At 57.3% G+C, this 20,041-nt stretch carries 19 protein-coding genes; 8 read left to right on the top strand and 11 right to left on the bottom strand.

All coding sequences use genetic code 11. The features are described 5' to 3' along the window. Nucleotides 1-16: 16 nt before the first annotated feature. Entirely contained in the window at nt 17-1,195 is a 1,179-nt protein-coding gene (gene purT, locus AABB92_RS03795) for a formate-dependent phosphoribosylglycinamide formyltransferase (RefSeq protein WP_031377489.1), read from the top strand. A gap of 35 nt (nt 1,196-1,230) precedes the next feature. Here purT and AABB92_RS03790 read toward each other — a convergent pair whose 3' ends face one another. Both AABB92_RS03790 and zwf read right to left on the bottom strand, forming a co-directional pair. Continuing rightward, entirely contained in the window at nt 1,231-1,869 is a 639-nt protein-coding gene (locus AABB92_RS03790) for a bifunctional 4-hydroxy-2-oxoglutarate aldolase/2-dehydro-3-deoxy-phosphogluconate aldolase (protein WP_031377490.1), read from the bottom strand. Nucleotides 1,870-2,069: 200 nt separating this feature from the next. Beyond that, nucleotides 2,070-3,545, bottom strand: coding sequence for a glucose-6-phosphate dehydrogenase (zwf, locus tag AABB92_RS03785; protein ID WP_031377491.1), 1,476 nt, complete (start codon nt 3,543-3,545; stop codon nt 2,070-2,072). Nucleotides 3,546-3,911: 366 nt separating this feature from the next. On the opposite strand from zwf, the gene AABB92_RS03780 reads away from it, so the two are divergent. The 3 genes from AABB92_RS03780 (at nt 3,912) to AABB92_RS03770 (ending at nt 7,659) form a co-directional block, all read left to right on the top strand. Then, nucleotides 3,912-4,790: a MurR/RpiR family transcriptional regulator gene (locus tag AABB92_RS03780; protein ID WP_031377492.1), complete on the top strand. Its 879-nt coding sequence runs from the start codon at nt 3,912-3,914 to the stop codon at nt 4,788-4,790. Nucleotides 4,791-4,897: 107 nt separating this feature from the next. Further along, the gene (pyk, locus tag AABB92_RS03775) at nt 4,898-6,340 is read left to right on the top strand and encodes a pyruvate kinase (protein WP_031377493.1); all 1,443 of its coding nucleotides are present in this window, start codon (nt 4,898-4,900) and stop codon (nt 6,338-6,340) included. A gap of 86 nt (nt 6,341-6,426) precedes the next feature. Further along, nucleotides 6,427-7,659 (top strand): MFS transporter, encoded by a 1,233-nt coding sequence (locus AABB92_RS03770; protein ID WP_046288274.1) that lies wholly within the window; start codon nt 6,427-6,429, stop codon nt 7,657-7,659. Nucleotides 7,660-7,990: 331 nt separating this feature from the next. On the opposite strand, the gene lpxM is transcribed toward AABB92_RS03770, so the two are convergent. From lpxM to znuA, 3 genes are all read right to left on the bottom strand, one after another. Beyond that, nucleotides 7,991-8,965 carry a lauroyl-Kdo(2)-lipid IV(A) myristoyltransferase gene (gene lpxM, locus AABB92_RS03765; protein WP_031377440.1) on the bottom strand — a complete coding sequence of 325 codons (975 nt, stop codon included), beginning with the start codon at nt 8,963-8,965 and terminating at the stop codon, nt 7,991-7,993. A gap of 125 nt (nt 8,966-9,090) precedes the next feature. After that, the gene (gene mepM / locus AABB92_RS03760; protein WP_031377441.1) at nt 9,091-10,422 is read right to left on the bottom strand and encodes a murein DD-endopeptidase MepM; all 1,332 of its coding nucleotides are present in this window, start codon (nt 10,420-10,422) and stop codon (nt 9,091-9,093) included. A 13-nt stretch (nt 10,423-10,435) separates the two neighbouring features. Next, nucleotides 10,436-11,383 (bottom strand): zinc ABC transporter substrate-binding protein ZnuA, encoded by a 948-nt coding sequence (gene znuA / locus AABB92_RS03755; protein WP_031377442.1) that lies wholly within the window; start codon nt 11,381-11,383, stop codon nt 10,436-10,438. 77 nt (nt 11,384-11,460) lie between these two features. Between znuA and znuC the strand changes: the two genes are divergently transcribed. Together znuC and znuB are read left to right on the top strand one after the other, a co-directional pair. Next, nucleotides 11,461-12,216 carry a zinc ABC transporter ATP-binding protein ZnuC gene (znuC, locus tag AABB92_RS03750; protein WP_031377443.1) on the top strand — a complete coding sequence of 252 codons (756 nt, stop codon included), beginning with the start codon at nt 11,461-11,463 and terminating at the stop codon, nt 12,214-12,216. Further along, complete coding sequence (gene znuB / locus AABB92_RS03745; protein WP_046288272.1) at nt 12,213-12,998, top strand: zinc ABC transporter permease subunit ZnuB; 786 nt, start codon at nt 12,213-12,215, stop codon at nt 12,996-12,998. The genes znuC and znuB overlap by 4 nt, the downstream gene beginning before the upstream one ends. On the opposite strand, the gene ruvB is transcribed toward znuB, so the two are convergent. The 6 genes from ruvB to aspS all read right to left on the bottom strand — a co-directional run bounded on the left by ruvB (nt 12,999) and on the right by aspS (nt 18,473). Then, nucleotides 12,999-14,003, bottom strand: coding sequence for a Holliday junction branch migration DNA helicase RuvB (gene ruvB, locus AABB92_RS03740; protein ID WP_031377444.1), 1,005 nt, complete (start codon nt 14,001-14,003; stop codon nt 12,999-13,001). Between the two features lie 8 nt (nt 14,004-14,011). Then, nucleotides 14,012-14,626, bottom strand: a complete 615-nt coding sequence (gene ruvA / locus AABB92_RS03735; protein WP_031377445.1) for a Holliday junction branch migration protein RuvA — start codon at nt 14,624-14,626, stop codon at nt 14,012-14,014. A gap of 95 nt (nt 14,627-14,721) precedes the next feature. Then, on the bottom strand, nt 14,722-15,249 hold the full coding sequence (gene ruvC, locus AABB92_RS03730) for a crossover junction endodeoxyribonuclease RuvC (protein ID WP_031377446.1): 528 nt from the start codon (nt 15,247-15,249) through the stop codon (nt 14,722-14,724). Nucleotides 15,250-15,286: 37 nt separating this feature from the next. Then, nucleotides 15,287-16,030, bottom strand: a complete 744-nt coding sequence (locus tag AABB92_RS03725) for a YebC/PmpR family DNA-binding transcriptional regulator (RefSeq protein WP_031377447.1) — start codon at nt 16,028-16,030, stop codon at nt 15,287-15,289. Between the two features lie 233 nt (nt 16,031-16,263). Then, nucleotides 16,264-16,695: a dihydroneopterin triphosphate diphosphatase gene (gene nudB, locus AABB92_RS03720; RefSeq protein WP_031377448.1), complete on the bottom strand. Its 432-nt coding sequence runs from the start codon at nt 16,693-16,695 to the stop codon at nt 16,264-16,266. Next, nucleotides 16,695-18,473 carry an aspartate--tRNA ligase gene (gene aspS, locus AABB92_RS03715; protein WP_046288271.1) on the bottom strand — a complete coding sequence of 593 codons (1,779 nt, stop codon included), beginning with the start codon at nt 18,471-18,473 and terminating at the stop codon, nt 16,695-16,697. Before aspS ends, nudB begins: the two co-directional genes overlap by 1 nt. Before the next feature lie 220 nt (nt 18,474-18,693). Here aspS and AABB92_RS03710 point away from each other — a divergent pair, with 220 nt between their 5' ends. Together AABB92_RS03710 and AABB92_RS03705 are read left to right on the top strand one after the other, a co-directional pair. Beyond that, the gene (locus AABB92_RS03710; RefSeq protein ID WP_046288270.1) at nt 18,694-19,515 is read left to right on the top strand and encodes a DUF72 domain-containing protein; all 822 of its coding nucleotides are present in this window, start codon (nt 18,694-18,696) and stop codon (nt 19,513-19,515) included. A 68-nt stretch (nt 19,516-19,583) separates the two neighbouring features. Beyond that, nucleotides 19,584-19,979 (top strand): MAPEG family protein, encoded by a 396-nt coding sequence (locus tag AABB92_RS03705; protein WP_031376661.1) that lies wholly within the window; start codon nt 19,584-19,586, stop codon nt 19,977-19,979. Nucleotides 19,980-20,041: the final 62 nt, after the last annotated feature.

The raw sequence follows: 20,041 nt of genomic DNA, 5'->3' as shown, positions 1-20,041 counted from the left end.
CTGCTTAGGTGAATTTATGACGACTCTCGGAACAGCGCTGCGCCCTGCGGCCACGCGCGTGATGTTATTAGGTTCAGGTGAACTGGGTAAAGAAGTGGCACTGGAGTGTCAGCGTCTGGGTGTGGAAGTGATTGCTGTCGATCGCTATGCCGATGCCCCGGCGATGCACGTGGCGCATCGCAGCCATGTGATCAACATGCTGGATGGCGACGCGCTGGCCGCGCTGATCGCCCAGGAGAAGCCTGACTTCGTGGTGCCGGAAATCGAAGCCATCGCCACCGATAAACTGGTTGAGCTGGAACAGCAAGGCCAGCGTGTGGTGCCAACCGCACGCGCCGCGCAGCTGACCATGAACCGCGAAGGCATTCGCCGTCTGGCAGCCGAAGAGCTGTCGCTGCCGACCTCCCGTTACCGCTTCGCCGACAGTAAAGCGCGTTTCGATCAGGCTGCCGCAGAGATCGGTTTTCCCTGCATCGTAAAACCGGTGATGAGTTCATCCGGCAAAGGCCAGAGCTTTATCCGCGATGCCAGTCAGCTGGACCGTGCATGGGAATATGCGCAGCAAGGCGGTCGTGCCGGTGCCGGTCGGGTCATCGTCGAAGGGGTGGTGGCGTTTGATTTTGAAATTACCCTGCTGACCATCAGTGCAGTCGATGGCATTCATTTCTGCGCGCCGATTGGTCATCGTCAGGAAGACGGCGATTACCGTGAATCCTGGCAGCCGCAGCAGATGAGCGATCTGGCACTGCAGCGGGCGCAGGCCATTGCGGCTCAGGTGGTGAAGGCGCTGGGCGGCTACGGTCTGTTTGGTGTTGAGCTGTTCATCTGTGGCGATGAGGTGGTGTTCAGCGAAGTGTCGCCGCGTCCGCATGATACCGGTATGGTCACCCTGATTTCGCAGGATCTGTCGGAGTTTGCGCTGCACGTGCGCGCTTTCCTTGGCTTACCGATTGGCGGCATCCGCCAGTATGGCCCTGCTGCATCGGCAGTGATCCTGCCGCAGCTTACCAGCCAGAATGTGCAATTCGTGAATGTCGATGCGGCGCTGGGGGCTGGTCTGCAACTGCGCCTGTTCGGCAAACCGGAGATCAGCGGTCAGCGTCGGTTAGGCGTGGCGCTGGCCAGCGGTGAGACCACCGATCAGGCGATTGCGCGCGCCGTTGCCAGCGCAGCTGCGGTGACGGTCGAGGGATAAAATCACGGCGGTGAGCCCGTGCTCACCGCCTGCTATTACTTCGTCCCTTCCACCGCCTCACGCGCCAGTCGGGTAATCCGATCCCAGTCGCCGGTTTCCAGCGCATCGTTTGGCACCAGCCAAGACCCGCCAATACACAGCACGCTTTTCAGCGCCAGATAGTCACGGTAGTTGGCCGGAGAAATGCCACCGGTCGGACAGAAACGTACCTGCGGGAAAGGTCCGCCAATCGCCTGCAGCGCTTTCACGCCACCGTTGGCTTCCGCCGGGAAGAATTTGAATTCACGCAGGCCGTAATCCATGCCGGTCATCAGTTCAGAAACGGTGCTGATGCCAGGAATTAACGGAACCGGCCCTTCCACGGCGGCTTTCAGTAATGATTCGGTGACGCCGGGGCTGATGATAAACTGCGCGCCCGCATCGGTCACTTCCTGCAACTGCTGTGGATTGATCACCGTACCGGCACCCACAATCGCCTCCGGCACCTCTTTGATCATCGCACGCAGTGCATCCATCGCCACCGGGGTTCGCAGCGTCACTTCCAGCACCCTGACGCCGCCCGCGACCAGCGCTTTGGCCATCGGCACCGCGTGTTCCAGCTTGTTTACTACGATCACCGGCACGACCGGTCCGGTGGTCAGAATCTGTTCGGCACTCGTTTTCCAGTTTTTCATCACTTCCCCTTGCTTGATAACACCGGGATTAGCGGCCCGGTCATGGAGCATCGGCTCCTGCCCTGTAATTGCGCCACTACCATACATGATCCGGTTCCTGAGCGTCTATCGCCTCAAACGATTTTTGAAACGCCAGTTCACTTTTCCAGAATCGCGCCGGACAAAAAAAGGCCCGCACGGTGCGGGCCTTAAACGTTCAGTTATTCAAACTCGTTCCACGAACGACCATCGCGGGTGATCATCGCCACCGAGGCAACCGGGCCCCAGGTGCCGGCCTGATACGGTTTGGAGGAATCGCCATCCGCCGCCCACGCTTCAATGATCGAATCGACATAGGTCCAGGCCGCTTCGACTTCATCACGACGGACAAACAGCGCCTGAATACCGCGCATGCTTTCCAGCAGCAGGCGTTCATACGCATCGGCCAGATGTGACTGGTTGAAGGTTTCGGAGTAGCTCAGATCGAGTTTGGTGGTCTGCAGCTTATGCTTGTGGTCGAGGCCTGGCACTTTGTTCAGGATTTCGATATCCACCCCTTCGTCCGGCTGCAGACGAATGGTCAGCTTGTTCTGTGGCAGTTCTGAGTAGGAATCTTTGAACAGGTTCATCTCAGGGTTTTTGAAGTAGACCACCACTTCAGAACATTTGGTCGGTAAGCGCTTACCGGTACGCAGATAGAACGGCACGCCTGCCCAGCGCCAGTTGTCGATATCCACGCGGATGGCGACGAAAGTTTCAGTGGCGCTCGATTTATTCGCGCCCTCTTCTTCCAGGTAGCCCGGCACTTTTTTGCCCTGCACGAAGCCGGCGGTGTACTGGCCACGTACGGTTTTCTCACGCACGTTGGTCTGATCGATACGGCGCAGTGAACGCAAAACCTTCACTTTCTCATCACGGATGCTGTCAGCGCTGAGATCGGAAGGTGGTGACATGGCGATCATGGTCAGAATCTGCAGCAGGTGGTTCTGGATCATGTCACGCATCTGGCCCGCTTTGTCGAAGTAACCCCAGCGACCTTCAATGCCCACCTCTTCCGCCACGGTGATCTGTACGTGGTCGATGGTGCGGTTATCCCAGTTATTGACGAAAATCGAGTTGGCAAAGCGCAGCGCCAGCAGATTCAGTACCGTCTCTTTGCCCAGATAGTGGTCAATACGGAACACCTGGCTCTCATCGAAATATTCGCCGACGCTGTCGTTAATTTCCTGTGAGGTTTCCAGTGAGGTGCCGAGCGGCTTCTCCATTACCACGCGCGCCGGTTTGGCATTCAGCTTCGCAGTACCTAAACCCTGACAGATGGCGCCGAAGGTGCTGGGTGGCATAGCAAAATAGTTGATGGTGGTGCGTTTTTTCTGATCCAGCATCTTGCCCAGTTTCGGGAAATGCGTGGTGTCGTTGACATCGAGGTTGCAGAAGTCGAGACGGCCGCTGAGCTTATCCCACAGCGCTTCGTCAATCTTCTCCTTCATGAAGGTTTCCAGCGCTTCACGTACCACTTTGGTGTATTCCGCTTTGTCCCACTCGGCACGGCCTACGCCAATGATACGGGTCTCTTCGTGGATCTGACCCGCTTTTTCTAACTGATACAGTGAAGGCAACAGTTTACGGCGTGCAAGATCGCCTTTGGCACCGAAAATCACCAGATCGCATGCCTGGGCTGTTTGTGTAACCGCCATTTTCCTCTCCTCGTTGCAGGATAATCCGATGGTGATGCATCCTCTGCCACCGGGTCCAGGTTGTTATTTTCTTTCAGCACAATGTACTTTTTTCCCCGCGCCAGGTAAACCGACTCGCCGGGTCAACCGCATTAACTCTGTACCGGATAGCCTCAGCGCGTGTGATGACACGTGCGCATTCCAGCTTTTTTTCTGTGTCTGATGTTGTCAGCGAAAATCCGGCCGCCGTCAAAGTATGCCAAAAAAAGCCGCACCCGACTTATCCGGCCTTGCGCCCGACCGGCGCTAACGCGATATAGTCTCTGTTAATGGCTGCCGACGACAGCAATAATTGAAATTGATAAAAGTGATAATGGTCATCCACTTATGAATATGCTGGAAAAGATTGAGGCGCAGCAGGCTGCGCTGAGTAAAGCGGAACAAAAAGTCGCCGCGCAGATTCTCGCTGCGCCACAGGCCGCTATGCATTCCAGCATCGCCACCCTCGCGCGCGCGGCAGGCGTGAGCGAACCCACGGTCAACCGCTTCTGTCACCGGCTGGGGGCACGCGGCTTTCCCGACTTCAAACTGCAACTGGCGCAGAGTCTGGTAAAAGGCAGCAACTGGGTCAGCCGTGGCGTGGAGCAGCACGACAACGTTGAGAACTACAGCCACAAAATCTTCGATTCGGCGCTGGCTGGTTTGCAGCAGGTACGCGACCAGCTGGATACCGAACGCCTGCATCAGGCGGTGACGCTGCTGACCGGTGCCAGTAAACTGGCGTTTTTTGGCCTTGGAGCCTCGGCGGTGGTGGCGCATGATGCCTTCACCAAATTTCTGCGCTTTGATTTACCGGTCATCTGGTCAGACGATATTGTGATCCAGCGCATGAGTTGTATAAATAGTCGAGCCGGTGACGTTTTTGTTCTCATTTCACATACTGGCCGCACAAAAAATATGGTAGAACTGGCTCGCCTGGCCCGTGTAAACGGTTCCACCGTTATTGCCATCACCTCTCCCGATTCGCCCCTTGCCGAAGAAGCCGCGCTGGCTTTAGTGCTTGATGTGCCGGAAGACACTGATGTCTATCTACCGATGGTGTCGCGCCTGGCGCAGTTGACCGTGATCGATGTGTTGGCGACCGGTTTTACCCTGGAACGCGGGACGCCTTTCCGGGAAAACCTCAAACGCGTTAAACAGGCGTTGAAAGCGTCGCGTTACGAAAAGCACGCCATTCGGGAACAAGATACACAACAAAATAATTAACATCACATTTACAATGTGAGTCGTATCACAGCCCATCGATCATATAGAATAGCTAACCATGCCGTGTCCGCCGACCAGGACCGGCTTATTTGTTAACGGAGTCCTTCATGTCAAGACGTCTCAGAAGAACCAAGATCGTAACAACCCTCGGCCCGGCTACCGATCGTGATAATAACCTCGAAAAAATCATCGCGGCCGGCGCAAACGTTGTGCGACTCAACTTCTCCCACGGCACGCCAGAAGATCACCAGATTCGTGCAGATAAAGTCCGTGAGATCGCGGCAAAACTGGGCCGCCATGTGGCGATCCTCGGCGACCTGCAGGGTCCAAAAATTCGCGTTTCTACCTTTAAAGAAGGCAAAGTTTTCCTCAATATCGGCGACCGCTTTCTGCTGGATGCCAGCCTCGGTAAAGGCGAAGGCGATAAAGAGCGCGTCGGTATCGACTATAAAGGCCTGCCGGCAGATGTGGTGCCGGGCGACATCCTGCTGCTGGATGATGGTCGCGTGCAGCTGAAAGTGCTGGAAGTTCAGGAGATGAAAGTGTTCACCGAAGTTACCGTCGGTGGCCCGCTGTCGAACAATAAAGGAATTAACAAGCTGGGCGGCGGCCTGTCGGCTGAAGCGCTGACGGAAAAAGACAAAGCGGACATTATCACCGCGGCGAAAATTAAGGTCGACTATCTGGCGGTCTCCTTCCCACGCTGTGGCGAAGACATGAACTATGCCCGCCGTCTGGCCCGTGAAGCGGGTTGCGATGCCAAACTGGTAGCGAAAGTTGAACGTGCCGAAGCGGTTGCCAGTCAGGAAGCGATGGATGACATTATTCTCGCCTCTGATGTGGTGATGGTAGCGCGTGGCGATCTCGGCGTAGAGATTGGCGATCCGGAACTGGTCGGCATTCAGAAAGCGTTAATTCGTCGCGCCCGCCAGCTCAACCGCACCATTATCACCGCCACCCAGATGATGGAATCGATGATTACCAACCCGATGCCGACCCGCGCGGAAGTTATGGACGTGGCGAACGCGGTGCTGGACGGGACCGATGCGGTAATGCTGTCGGCAGAAACCGCCGCCGGTCAGTATCCGGCAGAAACCGTCTCGGCGATGGCCAAAGTTTGCCTCGGCGCGGAGAAGATCCCCAGCGTTAACGTCTCTAAACACCGTCTGGACGTGCAGTTCGACAACGTCGAAGAGGCGATTGCGATGTCGTCGATGTATGCCGCTAACCACCTGCAGGGTGTAACCGCCATCATCACCATGACCGAATCAGGCCGCACCCCGCTGATGACCTCACGTATCACGTCGGGGCTGCCGATTTTTGCCATGTCGCGTCATGAGCGCACCCTCAACCTGACTGCGCTGTATCGCGGTGTGACGCCGGTGTTCTTTGACAGCAACAATGACGGCGTGGCCGCCGCACACGATGCGGTTAACCTGCTGCGCGATAAGGGTTTCCTGGTATCAGGTGACCTGGTTATCGTTACTCAGGGCGACGTAATGGGCGCCACCGGCACCACCAATACCACTCGCGTGCTGCGCGTGGATTAATTGCCCCCCGGGTTGACATTGCCGGTGTAGAATAAAAGACGCGACTGCCTGCCAGTCGCGTTTTTCTTTTCTGACAAGGAGGCCAGATGGCCCGTTTTCACCCCATCAGCCAGCTTACCGGCCGAATTTTGTTGTTTCCTCTGGCGTTAGTCCTGTTCGAATTCGCAACCTATATTGCCCACGACATGATCCAGCCCGGCATGCTGATCGTCACCACGGAATTTGACGTCGGCCCGGAGTGGGTATCGACCTCGCTGACCGCCTACCTGATTGGTGGCGTAGTGCTGCAGTGGTTGCTCGGTCCGCTCTCTGATAAGTTTGGCCGCCGGCCGGTGATGCTTTCCGGCATCCTGTTTTTTGCCGCCGCCTGCATTCTCACCCACTGGGTCAGCTCGATTGAGGAGTTTGTCAGCCTGCGCTTTGTGCAGGGCATCAGCCTGTGCTTTATCGGTGCGGTCGGCTATGCCGCGATTCAGGAGGCGTTTGATGAAGCGCTGGCGGTAAGGATGATGGCGCTGATGGCTAACGTTGCGCTGCTGGCCCCGCTGGCCGGTCCGCTGGCGGGCGCGGCGTGGCTGACCGTTGGCAGCTGGCGCAGTATGTTCTGGCTGTTCGCCGGCTGTAGCCTGCTGGCCTTTGTCGTGCTGTGGCGGGTGATGCCGGAAACTGCCGGCGAACGCAGTCATTCCATCGCCCTGCCGAATCTGGCGCGTAACTACCGGCGACTGATGAAAGATCGGCTGGTGATGTCTGGGTCGTTCGCCATCGGGCTGGTGTTTATCCCGATCCTGACCTGGGTAGCGCTGTCGCCGGTGATCCTGATGCATGACGAAGGGCTGTCGCGCATGCAGTACGCGCTGCTGCAGCTGCCGGTATTCCTGGCGATGATTGCCGGTAATCTGACACTGAGTAAGCTGGCGGGACGGGTGCCGATTGAACAGCCGGTGAAGTTTGCTGCCTGGCCGATTCTGATCGGGTTGAGCCTGGCGCTGCTGGCCAGTTTGCTCAACAGTCACGGCTACCTGCTGATTACCGCCGGTCTCAGCCTGTACGCTTTTGGTGCGGGCATGGTGAATGCCGGACTCTACCGCCTGACGCTCTACGCCAGTGATGAAGGCAAAGGCAGCGTGGCGGCGATGCTGGGGATGATCAGCATTCTGACGCTGGCAATCGGCATTGAACTGGCGAAAAGCGGCTATTTCAGTGGTGGTACGCTGTGGTTCTGTCTGATCAACTTTATCAGCGGCGTGCTGTGGTTTGGTCTGGTGATAGTGTTTATGCGGGAACGCAAACGGCGCAGCAGGCTGGAAGCGTTATAACAAGGCCGCAACCACGGGTTTGCCTTACGCAGCCAGCAGAGAAACGCTAAGCGACCGGAGCAGACGCCCGGGAAGCATAGCGGGCGATGGACAACAATGCCGGGAGCGTTTTTGAACAATGCAAAGCGTGGGCCCGCTGCGGGCGCACCTCAGGGACCAGGTACGTCATTGCCCGCGCTGAGCCTGCCATGGCTGGCGGGTTTTGCGTCTTAGCGGGGCGTATACTCCCTGAGCCTGCTCTGTACGATCTGACCGTGTTCCCTGAGCATTCTCGATCTCACCGCTATCCACGCCAGACGTCACAAAAAAGGCCGCTTTCGCGGCCTTGTTGCTATTTGCGTGGGTAGAGCTCTTTACGTGAATAGGGCTCCATATCCCCATCTTTGCGCGTTTTCAGCAGTTTCAGGATCCAGGTGTACTGTTCCGGATGCGGGCGCACGAAAATTTCTACTTCTTCATTCATCCGGCGCGCCAGCTGATGGTCATCCGCGTCCAGCAGATCGTCCATTGGCGGCCGCACATAGATTTCCAGCTTATGCGTGTCGCTGTTATAGACCGGAAACAGCGGCACAACGCGGGCGCGGCACAGCTTCATCAAACGACCCAGCGCCGGCAGCGTCGCTTTATAAGTAGCGAAGAAGTCGACAAACTCGCTGTGCTCGGCACCATGATCCTGATCGGGCAGATAGTAGCCCCAGTAGCCCTGACGAATTGAGCTGATAAACGGTTTGATGCCGTCATTGCGGGCGTGTAACCGGCCGCCATAACGGCGACGCGCGGTGTTCCAGGCATAGTCCAGCAGCGGATCGCTTTGGTTGTGAAACATCGCCGCCATCTTCTGTCCTTCCGACGCCAGCAGCATGGCGGGAATATCCACCGCCCAGCCGTGGGGCACCAGGAAAATGACATTCTGCTGCTCCGCCTGCATCTGGTCGATTATTTCACGACCGTGCCACTCTACACGCTGGCGAATTCGCGCCGGATCGCGCAGCACTAATTCGGTCATCATCGCCATCGCCTGCGGTGCCGTGGCAAACATCTCATCAACCAGCGTGGCACGCTGGGATTCACTCAGTTCCGGCAGGCAATAGTAAAGGTTAATCAGGGCGCGTCGACGGGCACCTTTCGCCAGTTTGCCGGCAAAGCGGCCTAACCGACCCAGCAGCGGATCGCGCACTTTCGGCGGTAACATCGCCATACCGGCCAGGCCACCAATTGCCAGCCAGCTTCCCCAGTATTTAGGTTTGAGAAATGAACGTTCAAAAACGGGAATAAATTCAGCGTTATTTTTTTTTCGGGTTTCCATGCACTCGCCTCAAACAATGACCGGCTAATGATAGTGACGACGGGCAAATTTGCAATCATCGTGCGCCAGATATAAAAAAACCGACGGGATTGCCGTCGGTTTCTGCGCGATTTGGCGAAATTCGCTTATTTCAGGCCCAGCTGAGGCAGCCAGGATTTCACCTGCGCCATATACTCGCTGCGTTCTTTGCCGGTCAGTCCTTCCATCCGCGGCAGCTTGGCCGTTAACGGGTTGACCGCCTGATTGTTGATCCAGATTTCAAAGTGCAGATGCGGCCCGGTTGAACGTCCGGTATTACCAGACAGCCCGATGCGGTCGCCACGCTTCACTTTCTGGCCCGGCTTCACCAGCACTTTTTTCATGTGCATGTAGCGCGTCATGTACTGACGTCCGTGACGGATCGCCACGTAGTTACCGGCCGCCCCGCCGTTCTTCGCTACCACGATTTCACCGTCGCCCACCGCCAGTACCGGCGTGCCGATCGGCAGCGCAAAGTCGACGCCTTTATGCGGCGCAATGCGTCCGGTTACCGGGTTCAGACGGCGCGGATTGAAGTTAGAGGAGACGCGATACTGCTTCACCGTCGGGAAGCGCATAAAGCCGCGCGCCAGGCCGGAGCCGTTGCGATCGTAGAACTTACCGTCTTCGGCGCGGAAGGCGTAATAGTCTTTGCCGCCGCTGCGCAGGCGCACCCCGAGCAGCTGGCTCTGGGCACTTTTACCGTCGAGCATTTCACGCGACATTAAGACGCTGAACTGGTCGCCGGCCCGCAGCTTACGGAAATCCATCTGCCACTGTAGCGCCTTAATCACGCCGCTGGCTTCCGCACTGGTTAACCCGGCCCGCTGGGCGCTGGCGGCAAAACTGCCGCGCACTTCGCCCTGCAGAACGCTGTTACGCCATTCGCCCTTCTGCATCTCCGCTGCCATTTTAAAGCCACCTTTATCGGTGCGCTCATAGGTGCGGGTTTCGCGACGGGAAATCTCCCAGCTCAGGGTTTTCAGGCTGCCATCATCGGCCAGCGTCCAGCTCAGCTGCTGTCCGACCTGCAGGTTACGTAAATCCCGATCGCTGACCACCAGCGAATTGATGTCACTGATGTCGATGCCATACTGATTCAGCGCACTGCTCAGCGTATCACCAGAAGAGACGGTATATTCGTGGACGCCCGGCGTGTCAGGCACGCCAGTATCATCCTCATCTGCCGGCAGCTCTTCATCCGGTTCCGGTGTGCTCTGATCAATCGGCTCACTGGCTTCCGGCAGCAGGGTGCGGAGTTCATTTTTATCCAGCTCGATAGTTTTGACGATAGGCGTCACATCATCGGTGGGGTGGTAGACGTAAGGCCGCCAGACGGCGACGGCCAGAGTAATAACAGTTAACGATCCCAGCATAACGCGGTGGGGGCGCGGCAAATTATTAAATGCGAGGGCGACAGAGCGGGCTATCTGCTGCACTTTTACCTATTCCTCATGCTCCATTCAGGCAGCTTGCATACTGGCTCGACAGCTGTGAGAGGAATTTCACATAGCTATCTTTAGCTAAGCTGATGTCTGTTCCCAGCGGATCGAGCGTGCCTTTACGCACCTGCGTTCCGCGGGCGACAGCATCGATGACTGCTGGCCTGAATTGTGGCTCAGCAAAGACGCATACCGCCTTCTGCTCAACCAACTGTGTTCGTATCTGGTGTAAACGCTGGGCGCCCGGCTGAATCTCAGGATTGACGGTAAAATGCCCGGTGGGCGAGAGACCGTAGTGTTTTTCAAAGTACGTGTAAGCGTCGTGAAAAACGAAATATCCTTGATTTCTGACCGGTGCGAGTTGTGCGTTAACGCGTTTGTCCGTGTCCGCCAAAGTTACCTCAAACTGCTGGAGGTTGGCGTCAAGTTTGGCTTTATCTTGCGGCATAAGTTCCAATAATTTTTCATGGATTGCAACCGCGGTTTTGCGTGCGATCTCCGGCGACATCCACAGGTGCATATTAAACTCGCCGTGATGATGATGATGGGCATCGGCGTCCGGCTGTTCGGATTTTTCCGCTGTGTGTTCATCTTCATCTTCACCACCGCTAATCAATAGCGGTTTCACCCCATTGATATCGACGATTGCCAGATTTTTTTTCGCCGGCAGCTCAGCCGCAGACTTCGCCATAAAGGCTTCCATTTCAGGCCCGACCCATACCACTAAGTCCGCGTTTTTTAAGCGTTTTGCATCGGATGGACGCAGGGCGTAATCGTGCTCTGAGGCGCCGTCTGGCAACAGTACATCAACCGGTGTCACCCCATCGGCAATCGCTGCCGCGATAAAACCCACCGGCTTGAGTGAAGCGACCACATTTGCCTGCGCAGAAAAGGTTAAAGAAGCTGTAACGGAGAAAGCAGTTAAGGCGAAAAGTGCGCCCTTTTTAATATGTAACATTATGCGTCATTCCATCGTGACCTGGGTGTGGGATGTGATATTATAACATTCGAAATTCTGTGCAACCTGTAAATACTATGACCTCACTTGTTACACTCGAAAACGTTTCGATCAAATTTGACCAGCGCAACGTGCTGTCTGGCGTCAGTCTGGCGCTGCAGCCGGGGCGCATTCTGACGTTGCTGGGACCAAACGGTGCGGGTAAGTCGACCCTGGTGCGTGTGGTGCTGGGTCTGCTCGCGCCGACCAGCGGCACGCTCAGGCGTGATCCGGCCCTGCGTATCGGCTATGTGCCGCAGAAACTGCACATCGACCCGACGCTGCCGGTCACGGTGGAACGCTTTATGCGCCTGTCGCGTGGCAGTAAAAGCGCAGAGATCCTGCCAGCCCTGAAACGTGTTCAGGCCGGTCACCTGCTCAATGCGCCACTGCAAAAACTCTCCGGTGGTGAAACCCAGCGGGTGTTACTGGCGCGCGCCCTGCTCAACCAGCCCCAGTTACTGGTGCTCGACGAGCCGACTCAGGGGGTTGACGTCAATGGCCAGGTGGCGCTGTACGATCTCATCGACCAGCTGCGTCATGAACTGAACTGTGGCGTGTTGATGGTCTCCCACGATCTGCACCTGGTGATGGCCAAAACCGATGAGGTGCTGTGCCTTAATCACCACATCTGCTGCTCCGGGACCCCGGAAGCGGTATCGCAACATCCCGAATTTATCGCGATGTTCGGTCCGCGCGGCGCACAACAACTGGCCATTTATCGTCATCATCATAATCACCGTCACGACCTGCAGGGACGAATCGTTTTACGCAAAGGACAGGGTTCATCATGATTGAGTTGTTATTACCGGGCTGGATAGGCGGCGTGATGTTAGCGCTGGCTGCGGGCCCGCTGGGGTCGTTTGTCGTCTGGCGCAAAATGTCCTACTTCGGCGATACGCTGGCCCATGCCTCGCTGCTCGGCGTCGCGTTTGGCCTGCTGTTCAACGTTAATCCCTATTACGCCGTGATCCTGGTGACGGTCTGTCTGGCTCTCGGGCTGGTATGGCTGGAACGACGTCCACATCTGGCGATCGATACCCTGCTCGGCATCATGGCGCACAGCGCGCTGTCGCTGGGTCTGGTGGTGGTCAGCCTGATGAAGAACGTGCGCGTCGACCTGATGGCCTATCTGTTTGGTGATTTGCTGGCGGTGACGCCGGACGATCTGTGGATGATGGGCGGCGGCGTGGTGGTGGTATTACTGGTGATGGCGTGGCAGTGGCGTTCGCTGCTGTCGATGACCATTAGCCCGGAACTGGCGCAGGTGGATGGCGTCAATATTCAGCGAACCCGCCTGATTCTGATGCTGGTGACCGCGCTGACTATCGGGGTGGCAATGAAGTTTGTCGGCGCGCTGATTATTACCTCGCTGCTGATCATCCCGGCCGCCACCGCCCGACGTTTTGTCCGTTCACCCGAGGGGATGGCTGGCGTGGCGGTGATTATCGGCGTGCTGGCCGTCACCGGCGGCCTGACCTTCTCCGCCTTCTACGACACGCCCGCCGGTCCGTCGGTGGTACTGAGCGCCGCGATCCTGTTTATTATCAGCATGGTGCGCAAACCGGCGGTCTGATCAGACCTCGCGGGTAATGCCAAAATGACGATAAGCATGCTGCGTGGCCATCCGGCCGCGCGGTGTGCGCTGAATGAATCCCTGCTGGATCAAAAACGGCTCGATCACATCTTCAATCGTTTCACGCTCTTCGCCAATTGCGGCAGCCAGGTTATCCAGTCCGACCGGCCCGCCCATGAACTTATCGATAATCGCCAGCAGCAGCTTGCGGTCCATATAATCGAACCCTTCGCTGTCGACGTTCAGCATATCGAGTGCGCTGGAGGAAACCTCGCCGCTCAGCTCACCGTTAGCCCGCACTTCGGCAAAATCCCGCACCCGGCGCAGCAGACGGTTGGCGATACGCGGCGTACCGCGTGCGCGACGGGCGATCTCTAACGCGCCCTCGTCGCTCAGCGCCAGCCCCAGACAGGCGGCACTGCGGCCAACAATGTGCTGCAGATCTTTCACCTGATAGAACTCCAGCCGCTGCACAATGCCGAAGCGATCGCGTAACGGCGAAGTGAGTGAACCGGCGCGGGTGGTGGCACCAATCAGGGTAAACGGCGGCAGATCGAGCTTAATTGAACGGGCAGCCGGACCTTCACCAATCATGATATCCAACTGATAATCTTCCATCGCCGGGTAGAGAACTTCCTCTACCACCGGCGACAGGCGGTGAATTTCATCGATAAACAGGACGTCATGCGGTTCAAGGTTGGTCAGCATCGCCGCCAGGTCACCGGCTTTCTCCAGCACCGGGCCAGAGGTGGTGCGCAGATTAACCCCCATTTCATTGGCGACGATGTTCGCCAGGGTGGTTTTGCCAAGCCCCGGCGGACCAAAAATCAGCAGATGATCGAGTGCATCGCCGCGCAGCTGCGCTGCCTTGATGAAAATCTCCATCTGCTCACGCACCTGCGGCTGGCCGACATACTCGGTCAGCATTTTCGGGCGAATGGCGCGATCGAGACTCTCTTCTTCGTTAACGCTTACAGCAGAGACCAGGCGGTCGGCTTCTATCATGACTTACCTCAAATGGCGGCGCGTAGCGCTTCGCGGATCAGCGTTTCGCAATCCGCATCCGGTCGACCGACTTTACTGATCATACGACTGGCTTCCTGCGGTTTATAACCCAGCGACACCAGCGCTGCAACCGCTTCGGCTTCGGCATCGTTGGTTTCCGGTTCGGCATTCGGCGTGGTAAGCGTAAAGGCGGAATCGCCGCCAAACAGATCGCCGTGCATCCCCTTGAAGCGGTCCTTCATCTCGACCACCAGACGCTCAGCGGTCTTCTTGCCTACGCCCGGCAGTTTCACCAGCGAGGCAATCTCCTCTTTCTCGACCGCAGTAACGAACTGCTGCGCCGACATGCCAGAGAGGATCGCTAACGCCAGTTTCGGGCCGACGCCATTCACCTTAATCAACTCACGAAACAGCGCACGTTCCTGCTTGCTGTTGAAGCCGAACAGCAGCTGCGCATCTTCGCGCACCACGAAGTGGGTAAAAATCACCGCTTCGTGATTCAGTTCAGGCAGTTCATAAAAACAGGTCATTGGCATATGGACTTCATACCCTACGCCGTGTGCCTCAAGCAGCACCAGCGGCGGCTGCTTTTCCAGAATATTGCCCCGTAAACGACCTATCACCTGAATGCTTCCTTAACCAACCAATGTGGCGGATTTTATAACATAAAAAAGGCTGGATGAATATCCAGCCTGTGCGTGTGCCGGCAACCGCGCGGCTAACCTGAACGTAAACGCCCGCGGGTCAGCACCAGCTTGCTGTCGCTCATCCGTGCGGCATTCTGCGACACGTGGCAATGTGTAATGGCGATTGCCAGCGCATCGGCAGCATCGGCCTGCGGGTTGGCGGGCAGCTTCAGCAGGGTGCGCACCATGTGCTGCACCTGGCTTTTTTCGGCGCTGCCAATCCCGACTACCGTCTGTTTAACCTGACGCGCGGCGTACTCAAACACCGGCAGATCGTGATTGACCGCGGCGACAATGGCCGCGCCACGTGCCTGGCCCAGTTTCAGCGCAGAATCCGCGTTCTTCGCCATGAACACCTGTTCGATGGCGAAGTAATCGGGCGAAAACTGGGTGATGATCTCGCAGACGCCCGCATAAATTAACTTCAGACGGGCGGGCAACTCAGTGGTATTAGTGCGGATACAGCCGCTGCCCAGATAGGTGAGCTGGCGGCCGGTCTGACGAATGACACCATAACCGGTGATGCGCGAACCGGGATCGATACCCAGAATAATCGACATTAAGCCTCTCCGGTTAAGGAGGTGCGGGTCAGCGCCATTACAGCGTTTCCGCCACCTCGTCGGAGATCTCACCGTTGTGATAAACCTCCTGCACATCGTCGCAATCTTCCAGCATGTCGATCAGACGCAGCAGTTTCGGTGCCGTTTCCGCATCCATTTCCGCTTTAGTAGACGGGATCATCGACACTTCAGCGGTATCCGCTTTCAGGCCGACCGCTTCCAGCGCATCACGCACCGCGCCCATCTCTTCCCAGGCGGTGAAAACGTCAATCGCGCCATCGTCGTAGCTGACCACATCTTCAGCTCCGGCTTCCAGCGCAGCTTCCATCACCGCATCTTCATCCTGACCCGGCGCATAGGAGATCACCCCTTTTTTGCTGAACAGGTAGGCAACAGAGCCGTCAGTACCGAGGTTACCGCCGGTTTTGGTGAAGGCGTGACGCACTTCGCCCACGGTACGGTTGCGGTTGTCGCTCAGGCACTCGATCATGATGGCAGAGCCGCCCGGACCGTAGCCTTCATAGATGATGGTTTCCATGTTGGCGTTGTCATCACCGCCGACGCCGCGCGCGATGGCGCGATCCATGGTTTCACGCGTCATGTTGTTGGAGAGCGCTTTGTCCATTGCGGCACGCAGGCGTGGGTTCGAGCCCGGATCGCCGCCGCCCAGTTTGGCCGCCGTCACCAGTTCACGAATGATCTTGGTGAAAATTTTGCCCCGCTTCGCGTCCTGTGCCGCTTTACGGTGCTTGGTATTTGCCCACTTACTATGTCCTGCCATGTTACTTTTTCTCCGAACTTAGCATGGTGCAGGCTATCCTGCCGCCGGGCTTGTCCCGCTGGCCGGCTCGCAACTCACGTACACAGTACGCTGGCTACGTCGCGCTGGCGGTGAACAACCTCACGGCACCGGGTACGCCTGACTGTTCAATACGTTGGTGTAGTCCTGTTAAAACTCACCAGATTCATAAATTTAATCGATTCGCCGCCGGAAAAATGCGCGGCAGCAGCGATTCAGGTAAATTCTTCAATCGCCTGGCGATTACTCCAGGACTTGGTGAGCGCAGCCGCTTCTGCCGGTGCCAGCCAGCGAAACGCCAGATGCTCGGTCAGTGCAATTGCCCGCTCTGCTGGCAACCGCAGCCGGAACCAGTGTTCGTGATTATGGGTGACACCGGGTGCGTAGCGATGGCGATAGTGCGGAAAGATTTCAAAGTCGATCTGACGCTGACAATCTTCCACCTCCAGCCGTTCCGCCAGCACGTCAATGCCCAACTCCTCGCCCACTTCACGCCGGGCAGCGGCCAGCGGCGTTTCATCCGCCTCCAGGCTGCCGGTTACCGACTGCCAGAAGGCCGGATCGTCCTGCCGCTGCAGCATTAACACCCGGCCAGTGTCGCGCGCCACAATGACCACCAGCACTGAAACCGGATGTTTATAGCCCATTATTTAGTCTCAGGCTTTTCTTTTTTTACCACCTGAATGCCCAGCTCCAGCAGCGAGGCGGGATTCGCTTCGCTTGGGGCTTCGGTCATCAGGCAGGCCGCAGCGGTGGTTTTCGGGAACGCAATCACGTCACGAATGTTATCGGTACCGGTCAGCAGCATGGTCAGACGATCCAGACCAAATGCCAGGCCCGCGTGTGGCGGCGTACCGAACTTCAGCGCATCCAGCAGGAAGCCAAACTTCTCGCGCTGCTCATGCTCTTCAATACCCAGAATGCTGAACACCGTCTGTTGCATTTTGCCGTTGTGGATACGCACCGAGCCGCCGCCGACTTCATAGCCGTTGATCACCATGTCATAGGCGTTAGCCACTGCACGGGTCGGATCGGCGGCCAGCTCATCGGCGCTCATCTCTTTCGGCGCGGTGAACGGATGGTGCATCGCCGCCAGGCCGCCCTCTTCGTCCTCTTCAAACATCGGGAAGTCGATCACCCACAGCGGAGCCCAGGCTTTCTCATCGGTGATGCTCAGATCGCGGCCCACTTTGAGACGCAGTGCACCCAGCGCATCGGCCACCACTTTGGCGCGATCGGCACCAAAGAAGATGATGTCGCCATCCTGCGCGCCGGTGCGGCTCAGAATGCCTTCGACGATCTCTGCGTTGAGGAACTTCGCGACCGGACTCTGCACCCCCTCCAGTCCATCAGCACGCACGTTGACTTTCATCCACGCCAGACCTTTGGCGCCATAAATCTCAACGAATTTGCCGTATTCATCAATCTGCTTACGGCTCAGCTGCGCGCCAGCTGGCACACGCAGTGCCGCCACGCGGCCTTTGGCATCGTTCGCCGGACCCGCGAAGACCTGGAATTCGACATTTTTCAGCAGGTCGCCAACGTCCACCAGCTCCATCGGGTTACGCAGGTCGGGCTTATCGGAGCCGTACCGGTGCATCGCTTCGGCAAAGGTCATCTGCGGGAACTCACCGAGATCCACACCCTGTACCGCCTGCCACAGATTACGGATTAAACGCTCCATCACCTCACGCACCTGCGGCGCGGTCATGAAGGAGGTTTCAACGTCGATCTGGGTAAATTCCGGCTGACGGTCGGCGCGCAAATCTTCGTCACGGAAGCATTTAACAATCTGGTAGTAGCGATCGAAGCCCGACATCATCAGCAGCTGTTTGAACAGCTGTGGCGACTGGGGCAGCGCATAGAACTTGCCTTTATGAACCCGGCTTGGCACCAGATAGTCGCGCGCGCCTTCCGGCGTGGCTTTGGTCAGCATCGGGGTTTCGATATCGAGGAAGCCTTCATCGTCCATAAAACGGCGCACGAAGCTGGTGATTTTCGCGCGGGTTTTTAGGCGGGTCACCATCTCAGGACGACGCAGGTCCAGATAGCGGTACTTCAGGCGCGCTTCTTCGCTGTTGTTCTGGTTAGCATCCAGCGGCAGCGGCTCAGAACGGTTGATGATGTTCAGCGCATGGGCAAACACTTCGACTTCGCCGGTCGCCATCTCGCTGTTTTTATTCTTATCGTCACGGGCACGCACGGTACCGGTAATCTGGATACAGAATTCGTTACGCAGTTCAGAAGCCAGCTTAAACGCGTCCTGACGATCGGGATCAAAAAATACCTGCACGATGCCTTCACGGTCGCGCATATCGATAAAAATCAGGCTTCCCAGATCGCGACGGCGGTTTACCCAGCCGCAAAGAGTGACTTGCTGACCCACATGAGACAGATTGAGCTGTCCGCAATATTCTGTACGCATAACACTATCCTTTTAACTTCGCCGCTGCAGCTGACAGCATCCGGCCGCGTAACCTGATGCGATGCTGTCGCAAAAATGGCGGTCATTATAATGGAAAAAGGCAAACAGGATAAGTAGAGCCGCGCCAAAGCGGCGATTTCATCCGCAGCGGGCCTGTTTGCACCGGGGCGTGACCTTAGAGGATAATCGCAAATCTTAACTCAGAGCCAGGAGAGAGGGTGTGACACTTCGTATTGGCCTGCCCCAGTGGCAGCATTCGCACTGGAAACGCTGGGGCATTGAGAGCCTCGCGGATTATGCCCGCTATTTTCACTGTGTCGAAGGCAATACCACGCTGTACGCGCTGCCGACAGCCGATACCGTGCTGCGCTGGCGTGAGATGACCCACGACGACTTTCGCTTCTGCTTTAAGTTTCCCAATACCATCAGCCATCAGGCGGCGCTGCAACACAGCGACGATCTGCTGACCGACTTTCTGCGCCTGATGGAGCCGCTGGCCGATCGTATCGGTCAGTACTGGCTGCAACTGCCCGCCACCTTTTCGCCAGCGCAGCTTAACGATCTCTGGCGCTTTCTGGACAGCCTGCCCGCGCGTTTTGAATACGGGGTCGAAGTGCGTCACGCGGCGTTCTTTGCCAAAGGTGAAGCTGAGCGGGCGCTGAATCGCGGTCTGCTGGCGCGCGGCATTAACCGGGTGGTGCTGGACAGCCGCCCGGTCCACGCCTCAACCTCGCAAAACCCGGCGGCGCTGGCGGCGCGCGCGCAGAAGCCCCGCGTGCCGCCGCATGCTGTACGCACCGGCTCGCAGCCGATGGTGCGGTTTATCGGCAGCGACAGCGTCGAAGAGAGCGTGCCGCTGTTTCAGATCTGGCGGCCAAAGTTAACCGAATGGCTGCAACAGGGCGACGCGATGCTGTTTCTGCACACCCCGGATATGGGCCAGGTATTTCCACTGGTGCAGTCGTTATGGCCGCAGTTGCAACAGATTGATCCGCGGATTGGCAGCGGTCCCGACTGGCCGCAACAGGATTCACTGTTTTAATCAGTGGACAGGACAGCGCCCTCCGCGCTGGTTAGAATAGCCGCCTTACTGATGCTGATGGAGTCACAATGGTTAGCGCGTTATACGTGGTGTGGGGTGCGTTGCTGGTCATGAAGTTTACGCTGGATGTGGTGCGTTACCGCCGCTTCTATCGGGTGGCGTATGGCGATGGGGGTTATCATGATTTAAAAATGGCGATACGCATTCACGGCAACGCCATTGAAACCATCCCGCTGGCGCTGCTGTTGCTGGTGATGATGGAGATGAACGGTGCCGATATCTGGATGGTGCACCTCACCGCCCTGCTGTTTTTTATCAGCCGCCTGCTGCACGCCTGGGGTCTGCGCCACAGCGCCATGCCGGGCCGCAAATATGGCATGCTGCTGACGCTGTTTTCGTTGTGCGGCATGGTGATTTTTAACCTGATCTACCTGCCATGGGAACTGGTGGTGACGCTACACTGAGTGTTGCCGGGTTAAGGGGTGCAGCCCGCCCTACTTTCTGCCAGAATAGCGCCCTTTCCGTC

The sequence above is a fragment of the Pantoea brenneri genome, assembly GCF_038594305.1.
In the GTDB taxonomy this organism is placed as follows: domain Bacteria; phylum Pseudomonadota; class Gammaproteobacteria; order Enterobacterales; family Enterobacteriaceae; genus Pantoea; species Pantoea brenneri.
The sequence above is the reverse complement of the archived record's forward strand: the minus strand, read 5'-3'. Positions and strand labels throughout refer to the sequence as shown.